Here is a 15,096-nt window from a genome sequence, read left to right on the forward strand (position 1 = left end):
CAGAACACTCACTCTTTGAGTAAAATCACCAGCCCACAGCCGCTATGCTAAATTTTGGAGTTCTCTGTGTCAGATTCTCAATTTACCCCTCAAGATGAACTGTTTATGCGCCGCGCTATCGAGCTTGCTGAGCTTGCCGAAGCAAAGGGAGAAGTGCCTGTTGGTGCGGTCTTAGTCAAAGAGGGTAAAGTTATTGCGGAAGGCTGGAATGAGTCTATTGGCCAGCATGATGCTACCGCGCACGCTGAGATGCAGACTATTCGTAAGGCGGGCCATGTGTTGCAGAACTATCGACTACTCGATACCACACTGTATGTAACGTTAGAGCCATGTCCTATGTGTGCGGGAGCGTTATTACATAGTCGCGTCAAGCGAATCGTTTTTGGTGCAGCTGATCTTAAGGCCGGTGCGGCAGGAACGGTTCTCAACTTGTTTGAGCATCAAGCCGCTTACCATTATGCAGATGTTGAACAAGGGTTGCTTGAAGAGGAGTGCCGGTCTCAGTTACAAGCGTTCTTTAAACGTCGACGCAAAGAGAAGAAACAGCAACGTCAGGCAATACGCTTAGAGCAAATGGACGAAACAAGCAGAGACAAAAAAGACTGAAGGAAAGCGGGTCATAAGCAAACATCTTGTGGTTAAGATGTTTGCTATGCGGGGTTATGCGGCAATAATTAATTGCATAAAGGCGCGGTGACGTGCGATCACCTTTTTCTTGTTGTTACTCAGCATGCGCTTACGGCGATTTGCAGCAACGGTCTTGTTAAGGCGTTTTGACTGCATTTTACGTCTAAGCATAAAACAACCTCCTGTTTTGGTTAATGTTTAATCAAAATCTCAAGTGCAGAGAAGCAATTGATTATGTGACGATAAACGTCTTATACCTCGCAATTGTTACAATTCCAAGAAACTTCGCAAGTGATCTTGAACACGATATTATCTCTGAGTGAGTAAATAATGATTAAGTGCGCAGAATTTAACCAAAACTGCGCACTCAAACATGGGGTGTCTACTGATTAGTTGATGGCTCGACGAGGGCTTCAGATTCCAGTGTTTCTAACTCATCTTCAGCGCTTAGGCTTTCTTCAGACTCTTCCATTTCAGGCAGTTGGATAACCGCGAGATCATCAATGCTGATGTCGCCATTTTCAACCGTCTGCTGTTCGACGTGTCCAATAATACTCTGGTAGTAGCGGCGAATATTCTCAACATAGCGGCGAGCTTCATCTCCACGAGCAAAACCGTAGCGAGTTTGGCTGTAGTATTTCTTCTGACGCAGCAGTGGCAGTCGATCTTTTACGTCAGACCAAGCATCTGGGTTTCCACCTTGCGTCTTGGTCAGTCTACGTGCATCCATCATGTGACCATAACCCACGTTATAGGAAGCCAGCGCAAACCAAATTTTTTCATGTTCATCGATCGAGTCTGGAATTCGAGCCACCATTCTGCGCAAGTACTCAACGCCCCCACGAACGGACTGCTCTGGGTCGAGACGATTGTTCACCCCCACACTTTTTGCCGTAGGGAGAGTCAACATCATCATGCCACGTACACCCGTTGGCGATTTAGCTTTAGGGTTCCAGTGTGACTCTTGATAAGCCAGAGCTGCTACAAGTCTCCAGTCAAACTCATCCGAATACTTTTTAAATAGTGGAGACCACTTCGGTAGTTTGGAGTCTAGCGCACGAATGAAAGCACGTGTATCAACATAGTCAAAACTGCCAATGTGACCAATGTATTTCTCTTCAAGCGATGCGAGATGACCAGACTGATTAACCGCCCCAAAGAACTCTATGACCAAGCCGTATAAGCTCTCATCTTGTGAACGACGCAAGAACCAAGAGATGGGTTGGTCTTCTGTCAGTTCAAAGGCGAGGGCAATATCTGGGTAGATTCGTTGTGAGAGCGAAATTTCTACCGAGTCCGCGACAGTAAAGCGCAGCTCTCCAGAGGAAACCTGCTTAAGCAGATCATTTACGTCGGCATTTGGGTCAATATCATAAGATAATTGTGGCTGTTCGGCCTGAATTGTTGCTAGTGTGCGGTTAAAATGAGAGTCGCTGACAATTCTCAGTACATCTTCACCACTATTGGCTTCAATAAGCTCAGCCTGCTTCTCAAGCAACTGCTCAAGGTTTCTTGGACGCCAGTTTCCTTTCTTGTATACAAGCTGTTGACTCACGTAGTAGTAGGCAGGCCCTGGGCGGAAGAGTTTTAGGCGTTCTGGAGATTGGCTCAAGCCCGCTGCTATTATATCAATTTCACCATTTTTCAGTGCCGGGTATAGGCTTGATATTCTGTATGCCGGTTTCATTTCAAGCTGGACGCCGAGTTCATTGGCAAACTCACGAGCAAGTTCGTAATCCAGTCCAGCAGGACCATCGGGTCCGATAAAGTAAGAAAGTTGATTGTTGAGTGTGCCAACACGCAATACACCACGTTCTTTAATTAAGTCCAACTCACTCTTTGGTTCGGATTCTATTTGGCAACCAGAAAGCACCAAGGCGCTGAATAGCAACGCGCACACAGACTTAAGTTGGTTTAGATAATGCTTTTTCATTAACGACATTCTCATACATCTAGTAGGGCATTTATATCAAAGTGTCATGACAAGGCAAGATAATCAGTCAGGCTTCGGGATAACTGTTCTGGTAATGAGGAATTTTGGTGTATCTCAAATTTGACAAAAAAAATGACGCAAACGGTTGCTTTTGGTGTTACATCACAAAAATAATTACTATATAATGCGCTCGCAACAGAGAGGTGCAATCGGCATAAGTTCGAAGTGATATGTCCTAACTTACTGAATTTATTCCAATATCACCTCAGGTCAATAGACCTTAACCAATTGCATAAGAGACCTAAGCACATGAGAATTTTTCGTGGCTCCCCAGCTCTATCTGAATTTCGTGTTAACAAGCTTCTAGAGCTTTGTCGTGAACTAAGTCTGCCAGTAACTGGCATCTACGCAGAGTTCGCTCACTTTACAGCACTATCAGCTGATCTTGATGAGTCTGAAGTTGAGAAACTTGAAAAACTACTGACTTACGGTCCTACAATTGAAGAGCATGAACCACAAGGTTTGCTTCTGCTTGTGACTCCTCGCCCAGGAACGATCTCTCCTTGGTCGTCAAAGTCGACGGATATCGCCAATAACTGTGGTCTGGACAAAGTGGTTCGCCTTGAGCGCGGTACGGCTTACTACATCGAATCCTCAACCGAACTTACAGAACTTCAACTGGTTGAGCTAAAAGCTATCCTTCATGATCGCATGATGGAAGTCATTTTCACTGATTTCGATTCTGCACAAGCTTTGTTCCAAGTTGCTGAGCCTGCGCCAGTCGCGGATGTTGACCTAATTGCAGGTGGTCGTGATGCGCTTGAAAAAGCAAACGTTACCCTAGGCCTAGCTTTGGCTGATGACGAAATTGAATATCTCTACGATGCGTTCGTCAACAAACTTGAACGCAACCCAACTGACATCGAACTGATGATGTTTGCACAAGCAAACTCAGAGCACTGTCGCCATAAGATCTTTAATGCAGACTGGACAATCGACGGCGTCAAGCAAGAGAAGTCTTTGTTTAAAATGATCAAAAATACTTATCAAGTGACACCAGATAACGTGCTGTCGGCTTACAAAGATAATGCAGCGGTTATGGTGGGTTCTGATGTTGGTCGTTTCTTCCCTAATCCAGAAACACGTCAATATGGCTACAACCATGAGAAAGCACACATTCTCATGAAGGTGGAAACACATAACCACCCAACGGCTATCTCTCCTTGGCCTGGTGCATCTACGGGCTCCGGTGGTGAAATCCGTGATGAAGGCGCAACCGGTATCGGTGGTAAACCAAAAGCAGGTCTAGTTGGTTTTACGACTTCTAACCTACGTATTCCAAACTTTGAGCAGCCTTGGGAAACCGATTTTGGCAAGCCTGGTCGTATCGTTAACGCTCTAGATATCATGCTAGAAGGTCCTCTAGGTGGTGCGGCGTTCAACAACGAATTTGGTCGTCCAAACCTACTTGGTTACTTCCGTACTTACGAAGAGAAAGTTAATTCTCACGCAGGTGAAGAGATCCGTGGATACCACAAGCCAATTATGATTGCTGGTGGTATGGGTAACATCCGTGAAGAGCATGTACAGAAGAAAGAAATCCCAGTAGGAGCAAGCCTAATTGTGCTTGGTGGCCCTGCAATGAATATCGGCCTTGGTGGCGGTGCTGCGTCTTCAATGGCATCTGGTCAATCAGCCGAAGATCTCGACTTCGCATCAGTTCAACGTGAAAACCCAGAAATGGAGCGTCGTTGTCAGGAAGTGATCGACCGTTGTTGGCAGCTAGGCGAAGCAAACCCAATCGCCTTTATTCATGATGTTGGTGCTGGCGGTATCTCAAACGCACTTCCAGAGCTTGTTGATGACGGTGAACGTGGTGGTATCTTCCAGCTACGTGACGTACCAAATGATGAACCGGGTATGAGCCCATTAGAGATTTGGTGTAATGAATCGCAAGAGCGTTATGTATTAGCGGTTGCACCAGAAAATATGGCAGCATTTGATGCTATCTGTAAGCGTGAGCGCGCACCATATGCTGTTGTTGGTATCGCGACAGAAGAACGTGAATTGAAGCTAGAGGATTCACACTTTGACAACACACCAATCGATATGCCAATGGATGTTCTTCTAGGTAAAACGCCGAAGATGCACCGTGACGCGAAAACGCTGAAGGTGAACAACCCAGCGATTGATCGTCAAGGTATTGAACTAAATGATGCGGTAGAGCGCGTTCTACGCTTACCAACAGTGGCTGAAAAAACGTTCCTTATCACGATTGGTGACCGCACCGTAACAGGTCTGGTAGCTCGTGACCAAATGGTTGGTCCATGGCAAGTTCCAGTTGCAAACTGCGCAGTAACGGCAGCAAGCTACGACACTTACCACGGTGAAGCAATGTCAATGGGTGAGCGCACTCCAGTTGCTCTACTAGATTTTGGTGCATCAGCTCGTCTTGCGGTGGGCGAAGCAATCACGAACATCGCTGCGACCAACATTGGTGACATCAAACATATTAAATTGTCTGCAAACTGGATGTCTCCAGCAGGCCACCCAGGTGAAGACGCGGGTCTTTACGAAGCGGTGAAGGCTGTTGGTGAAGAGTTATGTCCGGCGCTTGGACTGACTATCCCAGTTGGTAAAGATTCGATGTCAATGAAAACCAAGTGGGAAGAGAACGGTGAACAGAAAGAAGTGACGTCTCCACTGTCTCTAATTATCACTGCATTCGCGCGTGTTGAGGATATTCGTAAGACGATTACACCTCAGCTTCGCACTGACAAAGGCGACACTAGCCTGGTACTTATCGACTTGGGTAATGGTAAGAATCGTCTCGGCGCAACAGCGCTTGCACAGGTGTACAAGCAGCTTGGTGACAAACCTGCTGATGTAGACAATGCAGCACAACTTAAAGGTTTTTACGAGGGTATTCAGGCTCTTGTCGCAAATGATCAAGTTGTGGCTTACCACGATAAAGGCGACGGTGGTCTGTTCGTTACTTTGGCCGAAATGGCGTTCGCAGGTCACTGTGGTATCAATGCTGACATCGCTGCCTTGGGTGACGATACTCTTGCGGCTCTGTTCAACGAAGAACTTGGTGCCGTGATTCAGGTGAAAAATTCTGACCTAGACACAGTGCTTTCAACCTTGGCAGCAAATGGTCTAGAAACTTGTTCACATGTGATCGGTTCAGTCGATGTTTCTGATGAGCTTGTTATTAAGTCTGGTGATTCAGTCGTTCTTGAGCGTAATCGTACTGAACTGCGTACTATCTGGGCGGAAACTACCCATAAGATGCAGGCTCTGCGTGATAATCCAGTGTGTGCGGATCAAGAGTTTGAAGCGAAGAAAGATAACTCAGACCCAGGTCTCAACGTTAAATTGAGCTTCGATGTTAAAGAAGATATTGCAGCTCCGTACATCGCGACAGGCGCCAAGCCGAAAATGGCTATTCTGCGCGAGCAGGGCGTTAACTCTCATGTTGAAATGGCGGCTGCATTTGACCGTGCAGGTTTTGAAGCGACCGATATCCACATGAGCGATATCCTGACTGGTCAGGTTGTTCTGGACCAATACCAAGGTCTGGTTGCTTGTGGTGGTTTCTCTTACGGTGACGTATTGGGTGCAGGGGAAGGCTGGGCGAAGTCTATCTTGTTCAATGAACAAGCGCGCAATCAGTTTGAAGGTTTCTTCAACCGTGAAGATACCTTCTCTTTGGGGGTATGTAATGGCTGTCAAATGCTGTCTAACCTGAAAGAGTTGATCCCTGGTGCAGAACTTTGGCCAAGATTCGTACGCAATGAATCTGAGCGTTTTGAAGCGCGCTTTAGTTTAGTCGAAGTTCAGAAGTCAGATTCTGTGTTCTTCGATGGTATGGCGGGCTCGCGTCTGCCAATCGCTGTGTCTCATGGTGAAGGGCGTGTTGAAGTTCGTGGAGCGGAGCATCTAGCAGCGATTGAAGCGTCTGGTACTGTCGCTGTGCGTTACGTGGATAACCATGGCAATCCAACTCAGCAATACCCGAACAACCCGAATGGTTCTCCTAATGCGATTACAGGCCTGACAACGACGGATGGTCGTGTGACTATTATGATGCCTCACCCAGAGCGTGTGTTCCGTACGGTGGCAAACTCTTGGGCTCCTGAAGGTTGGGGTGAAAACGGTGCTTGGATGCGTATGTTCCAAAACGCACGTAAGAATGTGGGCTAATCACCAAAGGTGAGTCTGATCCAAATAGAAAAGCGCTGGTTGAGAGACCAGCGCTTTTTTTGGCTCGAGCTCTCCAGCTCGCTCGTAAAAAACTTGCAGCGTTATGCGGACTTTTGTGCTCTAATACCGCGCTTACCAAGGGATGGTGTTAAACAGCTCAGCTTAGATGGAGTTATCAAGTTGACCGAATCCCTGATTAATCCCTTAGGAAATGAATTAAATGTCTAAAAATCCAAAATTTGCTATTCGCACTTCTGAAAAACGTAACGGTTGGACTGCTGAAATCACTCGCCAAGTGACTTCTCGTAAAACTGTCGTTTCTAAGCGTGAAATGGCTTTTGAAAGTCAAGAACTTGCTCAAGCGTGGGCAGAGAAAGAACTTGCTGGTTTCGTTAAAAACCAAGCAGAGCGCAACGAACGTAAAGCGGTTCAACGTCAAGAGCGTTTAGAGCGTGAAGCACGCCTAGCTCGTGAAGCTGAAGAAAGAAAAGCACGTCGTTTAGCTCAACGCGCAGCTGATTCTGACGAAGAGTAAAGATTGCTTCTACAGATAAAAAAACCGCCAAACGGCGGTTTTTTTATCTCTGAATCTAGCGCGTTTACCGAAACTGACCTGCTTCTGGCAAAAAGTCAAAGCCAGCGGTTGATAACTTCGCTTCTAACGCGACTCTATCAATATCGAAAAACGCGACGAGTTTATCTAAGTCGCCAGCAAAATCGTCACGCAGCTTCATGTTGATGATACTCATCAGCATAATTGGGTCCATTGACTCAAAGTTCGCTAAGTTCATTACTTATCCTCGAAATCTGAAATAAGTAAGTTTGCCGCAGCAAATGCTGCTTTTTCTCGAGTATCCTTTGGTAAGGACTCATCAGCAGCGATATCATTTAACGCTCTAACTGCACATGAGATAGCTTGTGGGACATAAGCTTGATCTCCACTACCAATCTGGGCATAAAGTTCACGAATTAGATCACAACAGCCGTATACTTGCATGGCCTTCACTCCAATAAATAGTCACTGCTGTCAAATATACACAGTCGCTCAAAGAAACTCAAAGCAGGTGCTTGTCCTAGCTCAAGGGTTACCTTTGGCTGTTGAATATCTGTTCAATGTTATGCCCTGTTTAACTGTTGTTCTAACTGAAAGGTTACTTCTGGTGACAAGTTGAGTTGTTTAGCGAGTTCTTGGAGATAGGCCTTCTCCATAAAGTTTTGTTCATCAATCACGATCAGCGAAGCGAGATATATTTCAGATGCTTGCTGAGGTGAGCGCGCTAAACGCGCAATTTCAGTCGGAACGAGTGGCTTATTCAGCTCTGAATGAAGAAAACTTTGCAGTTGAAGATCTGCGCCTGCTTGTTTAAGTGTCAGTTCAATTCGTTCCATTTCTTGCTGATCCACATGACCATCGGCTTTCGCTGCTGCAATCATCGCCGTTAAGATCAGTTCGCTGTGGATGTTATCTTCAGCGTTGAAGGTATCTTGCTGAGTATTGTGGTTTGATATCGAGGCGTTTTTATCCTGATAGTCGTTATACACTTTGTACGCCAAAGCGCCTAACGCAGCGACACTGCCAATTTTAAGTGCATTTTTGCCGAGTTTTTTGCTCTTCTTTGAACCCATCAGTAGGGAAACCAAACCGCCTCCGACGGCGCCAGCTCCCAGTGATTTTAAAGTGCCTGAGCTGGATTGTTGTTTGATGTGTTGTTGGCCTTGTTTAACAAGGTCGGAGTTAAGTGCTTGATTGAGTAAACTTTTCAGATCCATCGCGTGCCTCCATTGGTTGTTAGCACCATAACAGGGGCAAGATGAATGGAAGATTAATATTAGGCGCGAGAATAAAAAAGACGAGCACTTGGCTCGCCTTTTTGACTTTGGTTCAGCAGATTACTCTTCTGCGTAGCCGTGAATGCTAAGTAGATTACCGTCTAGGTAAGCTTCTTTACCATCTTTCATGACCAAGCGCTCTTCGACTAACCACTTAACGACCATAGGGTAGATTCGGTGTTCTTGTGTTTGAACGCGCTCAGTCAATGTGTCTACGGTATCTTCATCGAAGATGGGTACTTTCGCTTGCAGAATCACAGGACCGCCATCCAGCTGTTCTGTGACAAAATGAACACTAGTCCCATGTTCTTCATCACCCGCGTGAATAGCACGTTGGTAAGTGTTCAACCCAGGGTATTTAGGCAGTAGTGAAGGGTGGATGTTGATCATTCGACCCATGTAGTGGCGAACAAACTCGCCACTGAGGATTCGCATGTAGCCAGCAAGTACGATGACATCAGGTTTGTACTCATCGATTTGCTTCATTAACTCATGATCGAAAGCATCACGGGTATCGAAGCTTTTTGGATCAAGAAAATGAGCCCCAGCCTCAGCCATTTTCGCACGTTCTAACGCGTACGCATCGGCCTTGTTTGAAAACACGGCTGTGACACGGCCACCAGTAATACTGGTATTACAAGCGTCAATGATTGCTTGTAAGTTCGAACCGTTTCCTGATACTAAAACAACGATACTTTTCATACTTGATTGAACTCTACTTGAATACTAGTTAATTTCTACTTGCTCTTCGCCTGATGCTGCGTTGGCAATCTCACCTATGATCCAAGCGTTTTCGCCTTCAGCTTTTAGCAGTTCAACAGCTGCGCTTGCTTGATCTTGAGGTAGAGCAACAATAAGGCCCACGCCACAGTTAAATGTGCGGTACATTTCGTGAGTGGTTACGTTGCCTTTTTCTTGTAGCCATTTAAAAATAACAGGCCATTCCCAACTGCTACCATCAACAACGGCTTTAGTACCTTCTGGTAGTACGCGAGGAATGTTTTCCCAGAAACCACCACCTGTAATGTGAGAAATCGCATGGATGTCGTGTTTCTCAATCATTTTTAGTGCTGATTTGATGTAAATCTTGGTCGGCTCTAATAGGTGTTCACCGATTGTGCGTCCAGCTAGCTCTTCATTTTTGTCTGCGCCAGATACTTCAAGGATCTTACGGATTAGTGAGTAACCGTTTGAGTGAGGGCCACTTGAACCAACGGCAATAAGGGCATCACCAGCGGCGACTTTAGTGCCATCAATGACGTCTTCTTTTTCTACAACGCCAACACAGAAACCTGCAACGTCGTAGTCTTCACCTTCGTACATGCCTGGCATTTCAGCGGTTTCGCCACCAATAAGAGCACAGCCCGCTTGAACACAGCCATCTGCAATACCTGAGACAACGTCAGCCGCAGTGTCGACGTCAAGCTTACCTGTTGCATAGTAGTCTAGGAAAAATAGTGGCTCAGCACCTTGAACGATAAGGTCGTTCACACACATAGCAACAAGGTCGATGCCGATTGTGTCATGCTTTTTCATATCCAAAGCAAGGCGCAGTTTTGTACCCACACCATCTGTACCAGATACTAGAACTGGTTGCTTATATTTAGTTGGTAGTTCACACAATGCGCCAAAACCACCAATTCCACCCATTACTTCTGGGCGACGTGTACGTTTTACAGCACCTTTAATACGGTCAACAAGCGCGTTGCCTGCATCGATATCTACGCCAGCGTCTTTATAGCTAAGAGATGTGTTATCAGCACTCACAGGGAAGTCCTCGGTTTTAAGTTGGATATGAAAACGGCGCTATTCTAACAGTGGATAAACCTATATAGCAAACGTTTGCGCAAGTTTTTTCTTTTGCGCTATGACAAGAAATTGAGAACGAAATCGTTTATAATCCTGAGGTTTGTTTAAATTTTACCTGATATCCGGAGATGGAAATGAAAGTTGTTGAAGTAAAACACCCTCTTGTGAAGCACAAACTTGGTCTAATGAGAGAAGGTGATATCAGCACTAAGCGCTTTCGTGAGCTAGCGACAGAAGTTGGCAGCCTATTAACTTATGAAGCGACAGCGGATTTTGAAACGGAAAAAGTAACCATTGAAGGTTGGAACGGTCCAGTTGAAGTGGACCAAATCAAAGGTAAAAAAGTAACAGTAGTGCCAATCCTACGTGCAGGTCTAGGCATGATGGATGGCGTTCTTGAGCATATGCCAAGTGCACGTATCAGTGTTGTTGGTATCTACCGTGATGAAGAGACGCTAGAGCCAGTACCGTACTTTAACAAGCTAGCGTCCAACATGGATGAGCGTATCGCTCTTGTTGTTGACCCAATGCTAGCAACTGGTGGTTCTATGATCGCAACTATTGACCTACTAAAAGAGAAAGGTTGTAAAGCTATCAAGGTTCTTGTTCTTGTCGCTGCTCCTGAAGGTATTGAAGCTTTAGAAAAAGCACACCCAGACGTAGAGCTATACACTGCGGCAATCGATGAGAAGCTAAATGACAAAGGCTACATCGTCCCAGGTCTTGGTGATGCGGGTGACAAGATCTTCGGTACACAATAAGCGAAGATTGTAATGATTGCGAAAGAGAGCCATAAGGCTCTCTTTTTTTGTCGTAATCTAGAGAATTCAGGGCAGAGCCCTATGGATAACGAGCGTGTCTGCGTGAGCAATTCTACTCGTTAGCTAATCGTCTCAAGTCTTACTTCTTCAAACTCAACGTGCCGCCTTGTGACTTAGCTGGGCGCTGCGCTTTTTCTGAAGTAGGTTTGTAGAAAGTCTTTTTAGCAGGCTTGCCTTTCGATTCTGCTTGTTGGTCACTATTGCGACCTTTCTTAGAGTTTGGAGCATGGCGGAACTCTTCGGCGTTGCGACCTTTAAAGGTACGTTGCTTTTGGTTGCGACGTGCTTTCGATTCTTGGTTCTCTTCACGGCTGTCAAATAGTTTCGCGTCAGTTGCTCGACGAATGCGTTTACCTTTCGCGTCCATCTTAGATGCTTCTTCTGTGCCACTTGAATCTTCACACATAGCAAGAATTTCAGAGACTTCTGCGTCGGTTAGGTAGCGCCATTGTCCATTTGGAATACCATCAAGCGAAATGTTCATGATGCGGACGCGGCGAAGTTTAAACACTTCGTAGCCGAGTGCTTCACACATACGACGTATTTGACGGTTGAGACCCTGAGTTAACACGATACGGAATGAGTATTTAGTCTCTCTTACAACTTTACAAGGTAAGGTTACGGTATCAAGAATGTTGACGCCGGAAGACATCTTGTTAATGAAGTCATCACTGATGGGCTTATCGACACGAACAACATACTCCTTCTCGTGGTTGTTACCAGCACGGAGGATCTTGTTAACGATGTCACCATCATTGGTCAGGAAGATAAGGCCGTCAGAAGGCTTGTCGAGACGACCAATTGGGAAGATACGTTTTTTATGGCCGACAAAGTCGACAATGTTGCCTGGTATATCACGTTCGGTGGTGCAAGTAATACCCGTTGGCTTATTCAGAGCGATATAAATCGGTTTGTCGACTGTGGCTGAAATCGGTTTGTCATCAACACGAACGTCGTCACCTGATTGAACCTTAGTTCCCATCTCAGGCACGAGGCCATTAATTGTTACGCGGCCCTGCTCAATCAGTCGGTCTGCTTCTCTTCGTGAACAGAATCCAGTCTCACTGATGAATTTATTCAGGCGTTTGCCAGTATCTTGTGTCATGTTGTTCTCCTAACGTTTCACAACGGCGGTTAATAAAATGTGCTGACCAAAATATCAACACAGAGAGGTCGCGCATTCTAGCACCGAGCGACAAGTTAACCCAGACGTTTTTGATGCCGTTCACGAGTTTCTATTTTTTTCTCAGCGCTTTTCCTGAGGAGCACATAAACTGCGCCAGTCCCGCCATGAAAGCGTTGGGCACTATGAACACACTGAACTTCTTTGATTTGCTTTAGCCACTGAGCAACGAAACTCTTCATTAGAGCTGGTGGATTTGAACGTTCCCCTTTGCCGTGAACAATGACAACGGTACGGATATCCATACGCATACATTGTTTTAGGAACTTAACCACTTCATCTCGAGCTTGTTCTAGTGTTCTTTTATGCAAGTCTAATCTAGCTTGAATAGGGTATTTGGCTAGACGCAGCTTTTTATACACGCCATCTTGGACACCATCACGTTTAAACTCGATGACGTCGTCTGGCTTGATCATTTCCGCGTGGTCAATAGACAGATATTCAGGATCATCTTCAGTCAGCCAAATTGCGGCTTCGCGTTTGGCGAGTTGAGCATCGGTTACTTGATGGTGTTTTTTATGTTCGGTTGTATCTTGCTTGAGAGGTTTTACATCCCCCATCATTTGTTGAAACAAACCGAATTCATCGTCTTGAGACATCACGAGATCTCAGCATGGGAAATTAATAACAGTATTATACTCAACAGACGAAGGGAGAGGTCAAAATTTTGTAGCGAGGAAATAAAAAACCGAAGCAGACAATGTATCTACTTCGGTGCATAGCGAATTATCTATTCCGAGAAATAGGGCTAAGCGATTCTAGTGAGGAGATTTGTCGTTCATCACTTTGTAGACGATGAAACCGCCATAGAATAGCATTAAACCTAAGGCTCCAAAGATAACAATCATTGAAGATAGTCCTACCGCATTACCAAATAGGAGATCAAGCCAAAAGTCCATAGTTCCTCCGTTGACTACAAAATGAGATGACAGGGCTTAAGGTAAACCTTGGTTAAATATGCAACACTGATCTGGATCAATTGTTGTTATTAGGTTGCTATTTTGTTTGTCTTGATGTGTTTTTGCTCACACTTTGTCGCCCGTCGATGATGTTTTAGTCAAACGAACTTAATTTTTCAAAAAGTTAGCTAAAATGGCTTGCGTATGTGCTGAGAATCCGTAATATACGCATCCGTTGACGGGCATAAGCCTGAAGAAACAACTCGGTGAATAGCGCAGCTTGGTAGCGCATCTGGTTTGGGACCAGAGGGTCGGGGGTTCGAATCCCTCTTCACCGACCACATTTAGAAAGCCGTAGCAGAAATGTTACGGCTTTTGTCGTTTAAGAGTGAATAGAAATAAGCTATCTAAGCAAGGATTGGAACCCGAGTGGGGTTCGCCTGAAGTTAGAATATGGCTCTTCACCGACCATATTTAGAAAGCCGTAGAAGAAATGTTACGGCTTTTGTCGTTTAAGAGTGAATAGAAATAAGCTATCTAAGCAAGGATTGGAACCCGAGTGGGGGTTCGCCTGAAGTTAGAATATGGCTCTTCACCGACCATATTTAGAAAGCCGTAGCAGAAATGTTACGGCTTTTGTCGTTTAAGAGTGAATAGAAATAAGCTATCTAAGCAAGGATTGGAACCCGAGTGGGGTTCGCCTGAAGTTAGAATATGACTCTTCATCGACCACATATAGAAAGCCGTAGCAGAAATGCTGCGGCTTTTGCCGTTTAAGGGCGGAGTAAGCACATTAGTACTTAAATTCACATTGAGCTTTGGTGCTTTGTGACAACTGAGATATTTTGAACCCATTATCTTTGAGTAATTGCAGGACGCTTTGCTCACCGAGTAAGTGCAGCGTACCGACCACAACAACATAGTTTCCTTTATTGTCAGGAAGCCAGTTTGGATTCGATAGTTTCTCAGCCCAGTCTAAGTTTCTATCGGTCAACAATGCAGACTCGAGTTCCTCGGACATTTCGGCCAGTGTCGCAAATTCATTAAGCTTATCTAAATCGCCTGCCTTCCAGCTGTCTATTAGGCAATGGGTAGAATCTTCAGAATGATCAAACTCCTCGATTGCACTGATTAGCATCTCTTTACCGGCTTGGTCTTGCCCAGTAAGAAGATCAATCTGGAACTGCAAAGACTCGAGACCGATAACGGGTATGTTCCATAGCGTCGCTTTGTTGGCTAAACGTATATCAACGCCATCGGTTGCCGAGTAACCAAGATACTCTATTTGCTTGAGCTGGATTGCCAGAGCGACGGCCCAAGGTGGTGAGAGGAGGAGTTCGTTGCCTTTAAGTTGTAGGAGAGTCGCAATGCCCAATAGCTCATCTTGCTGCTGTTTAGATAAAACATCCTTCGCCACTAAATCGATTGGAGGGTACTGAATTCCACTGGTTTGACGGATATCGGTTTCTACAATTAATCCCTTGCTGGCCTTTAGCTGTTTAAAGATTTTCTCGGGTAAGGGATACATGCTTTCATCGCCTACATGTACTGAACCAATGATGGTATAGGTCAATGGGCCTTTTTGAGCTTTCCAGTATAAAGGCTCAGCGTTAAGGCTAATTGAAGCAACCAGTAAACTCAGAACCATCAGTATTTTCATTTCAGCTCCTAATACCATGCGGAAAAATCGTTAAATTGCGTCTTTTTGACGTAGTTTAGCGAGAGAAAAATGCGTGTTAATTCACGTTTTTATATTTCCCGCTGTTGTTAATTTTAAGATAGAAACGG

General features: G+C 45.3%; 15 protein-coding genes and 1 tRNA gene. 5 read left to right on the forward strand and 11 right to left on the reverse strand.

The genetic code is table 11. The annotated features are described in order from the left end of the window. Positions 1-66 precede the first annotated feature (66 nt). Complete coding sequence (tadA, locus tag ACQEXT_RS12780; RefSeq protein WP_426952362.1) at positions 67-606, forward strand: tRNA adenosine(34) deaminase TadA; 540 nt, start codon at positions 67-69, stop codon at positions 604-606. Between the two features lie 54 nt (positions 607-660). Here tadA and ACQEXT_RS12785 read toward each other — a convergent pair whose 3' ends face one another. Together ACQEXT_RS12785 and mltF are read right to left on the reverse strand one after the other, a co-directional pair. Next, positions 661-798 carry a hypothetical protein gene (locus ACQEXT_RS12785; protein WP_171052184.1) on the reverse strand — a complete coding sequence of 46 codons (138 nt, stop codon included), beginning with the start codon at positions 796-798 and terminating at the stop codon, positions 661-663. 211 nt (positions 799-1,009) lie between these two features. Further along, a complete protein-coding gene (mltF, locus tag ACQEXT_RS12790; RefSeq protein ID WP_426952364.1) occupies positions 1,010-2,560 on the reverse strand; it encodes a membrane-bound lytic murein transglycosylase MltF in 1,551 nt (516 codons plus the stop codon). 309 nt (positions 2,561-2,869) lie between these two features. On the opposite strand from mltF, the gene purL reads away from it, so the two are divergent. Both purL and ACQEXT_RS12800 read left to right on the forward strand, forming a co-directional pair. After that, positions 2,870-6,766 (forward strand): phosphoribosylformylglycinamidine synthase, encoded by a 3,897-nt coding sequence (gene purL / locus ACQEXT_RS12795; protein ID WP_426952366.1) that lies wholly within the window; start codon positions 2,870-2,872, stop codon positions 6,764-6,766. 220 nt (positions 6,767-6,986) lie between these two features. Continuing rightward, on the forward strand, positions 6,987-7,301 hold the full coding sequence (locus ACQEXT_RS12800) for a DUF3622 domain-containing protein (RefSeq protein WP_426952368.1): 315 nt from the start codon (positions 6,987-6,989) through the stop codon (positions 7,299-7,301). 64 nt (positions 7,302-7,365) lie between these two features. Here ACQEXT_RS12800 and ACQEXT_RS12805 read toward each other — a convergent pair whose 3' ends face one another. The 5 genes from ACQEXT_RS12805 to purM all read right to left on the reverse strand — a co-directional run bounded on the left by ACQEXT_RS12805 (position 7,366) and on the right by purM (position 10,363). Further along, entirely contained in the window at positions 7,366-7,557 is a 192-nt protein-coding gene (locus ACQEXT_RS12805) for a DUF4250 domain-containing protein (RefSeq protein ID WP_331427736.1), read from the reverse strand. Then, on the reverse strand, positions 7,557-7,763 hold the full coding sequence (locus ACQEXT_RS12810) for a YaeP family protein (RefSeq protein WP_138971762.1): 207 nt from the start codon (positions 7,761-7,763) through the stop codon (positions 7,557-7,559). The genes ACQEXT_RS12805 and ACQEXT_RS12810 overlap by 1 nt, the downstream gene beginning before the upstream one ends. 119 nt (positions 7,764-7,882) lie before the next feature. Beyond that, complete coding sequence (locus ACQEXT_RS12815; protein WP_426952370.1) at positions 7,883-8,536, reverse strand: tellurite resistance TerB family protein; 654 nt, start codon at positions 8,534-8,536, stop codon at positions 7,883-7,885. Between the two features lie 120 nt (positions 8,537-8,656). Beyond that, positions 8,657-9,298 carry a phosphoribosylglycinamide formyltransferase gene (gene purN / locus ACQEXT_RS12820; protein WP_331417701.1) on the reverse strand — a complete coding sequence of 214 codons (642 nt, stop codon included), beginning with the start codon at positions 9,296-9,298 and terminating at the stop codon, positions 8,657-8,659. 24 nt (positions 9,299-9,322) lie between these two features. Next, positions 9,323-10,363, reverse strand: a complete 1,041-nt coding sequence (gene purM, locus ACQEXT_RS12825; protein WP_331417700.1) for a phosphoribosylformylglycinamidine cyclo-ligase — start codon at positions 10,361-10,363, stop codon at positions 9,323-9,325. 176 nt (positions 10,364-10,539) lie between these two features. Here purM and upp point away from each other — a divergent pair, with 176 nt between their 5' ends. Continuing rightward, the gene (gene upp / locus ACQEXT_RS12830) at positions 10,540-11,166 is read left to right on the forward strand and encodes a uracil phosphoribosyltransferase (protein WP_426952372.1); all 627 of its coding nucleotides are present in this window, start codon (positions 10,540-10,542) and stop codon (positions 11,164-11,166) included. 139 nt (positions 11,167-11,305) lie between these two features. Here upp and rluF read toward each other — a convergent pair whose 3' ends face one another. From rluF to ACQEXT_RS12845, 3 genes are all read right to left on the reverse strand, one after another. Then, the gene (rluF, locus tag ACQEXT_RS12835; protein WP_331417699.1) at positions 11,306-12,331 is read right to left on the reverse strand and encodes a 23S rRNA pseudouridine(2604) synthase RluF; all 1,026 of its coding nucleotides are present in this window, start codon (positions 12,329-12,331) and stop codon (positions 11,306-11,308) included. Between the two features lie 95 nt (positions 12,332-12,426). Continuing rightward, positions 12,427-13,008: a DNA endonuclease SmrA gene (gene smrA, locus ACQEXT_RS12840; protein WP_138971768.1), complete on the reverse strand. Its 582-nt coding sequence runs from the start codon at positions 13,006-13,008 to the stop codon at positions 12,427-12,429. Between the two features lie 159 nt (positions 13,009-13,167). Next, positions 13,168-13,308 carry a DUF3149 domain-containing protein gene (locus ACQEXT_RS12845; protein WP_011078358.1) on the reverse strand — a complete coding sequence of 47 codons (141 nt, stop codon included), beginning with the start codon at positions 13,306-13,308 and terminating at the stop codon, positions 13,168-13,170. A 264-nt stretch (positions 13,309-13,572) separates the two neighbouring features. Between ACQEXT_RS12845 and ACQEXT_RS12850 the strand changes: the two genes are divergently transcribed. Beyond that, positions 13,573-13,649 (forward strand) — tRNA-Pro (locus tag ACQEXT_RS12850). Between the two features lie 452 nt (positions 13,650-14,101). On the opposite strand, the gene ACQEXT_RS12855 is transcribed toward ACQEXT_RS12850, so the two are convergent. Next, positions 14,102-14,968 carry a TraB/GumN family protein gene (locus tag ACQEXT_RS12855; protein WP_426952375.1) on the reverse strand — a complete coding sequence of 289 codons (867 nt, stop codon included), beginning with the start codon at positions 14,966-14,968 and terminating at the stop codon, positions 14,102-14,104. Between the last annotated feature and the right edge of the window lie 128 nt (positions 14,969-15,096).

The sequence above is a fragment of the Vibrio sp. TRT 29B02 genome (assembly GCF_050113655.1).
Taxonomy (GTDB): Bacteria; Pseudomonadota; Gammaproteobacteria; order Enterobacterales; family Vibrionaceae; genus Vibrio.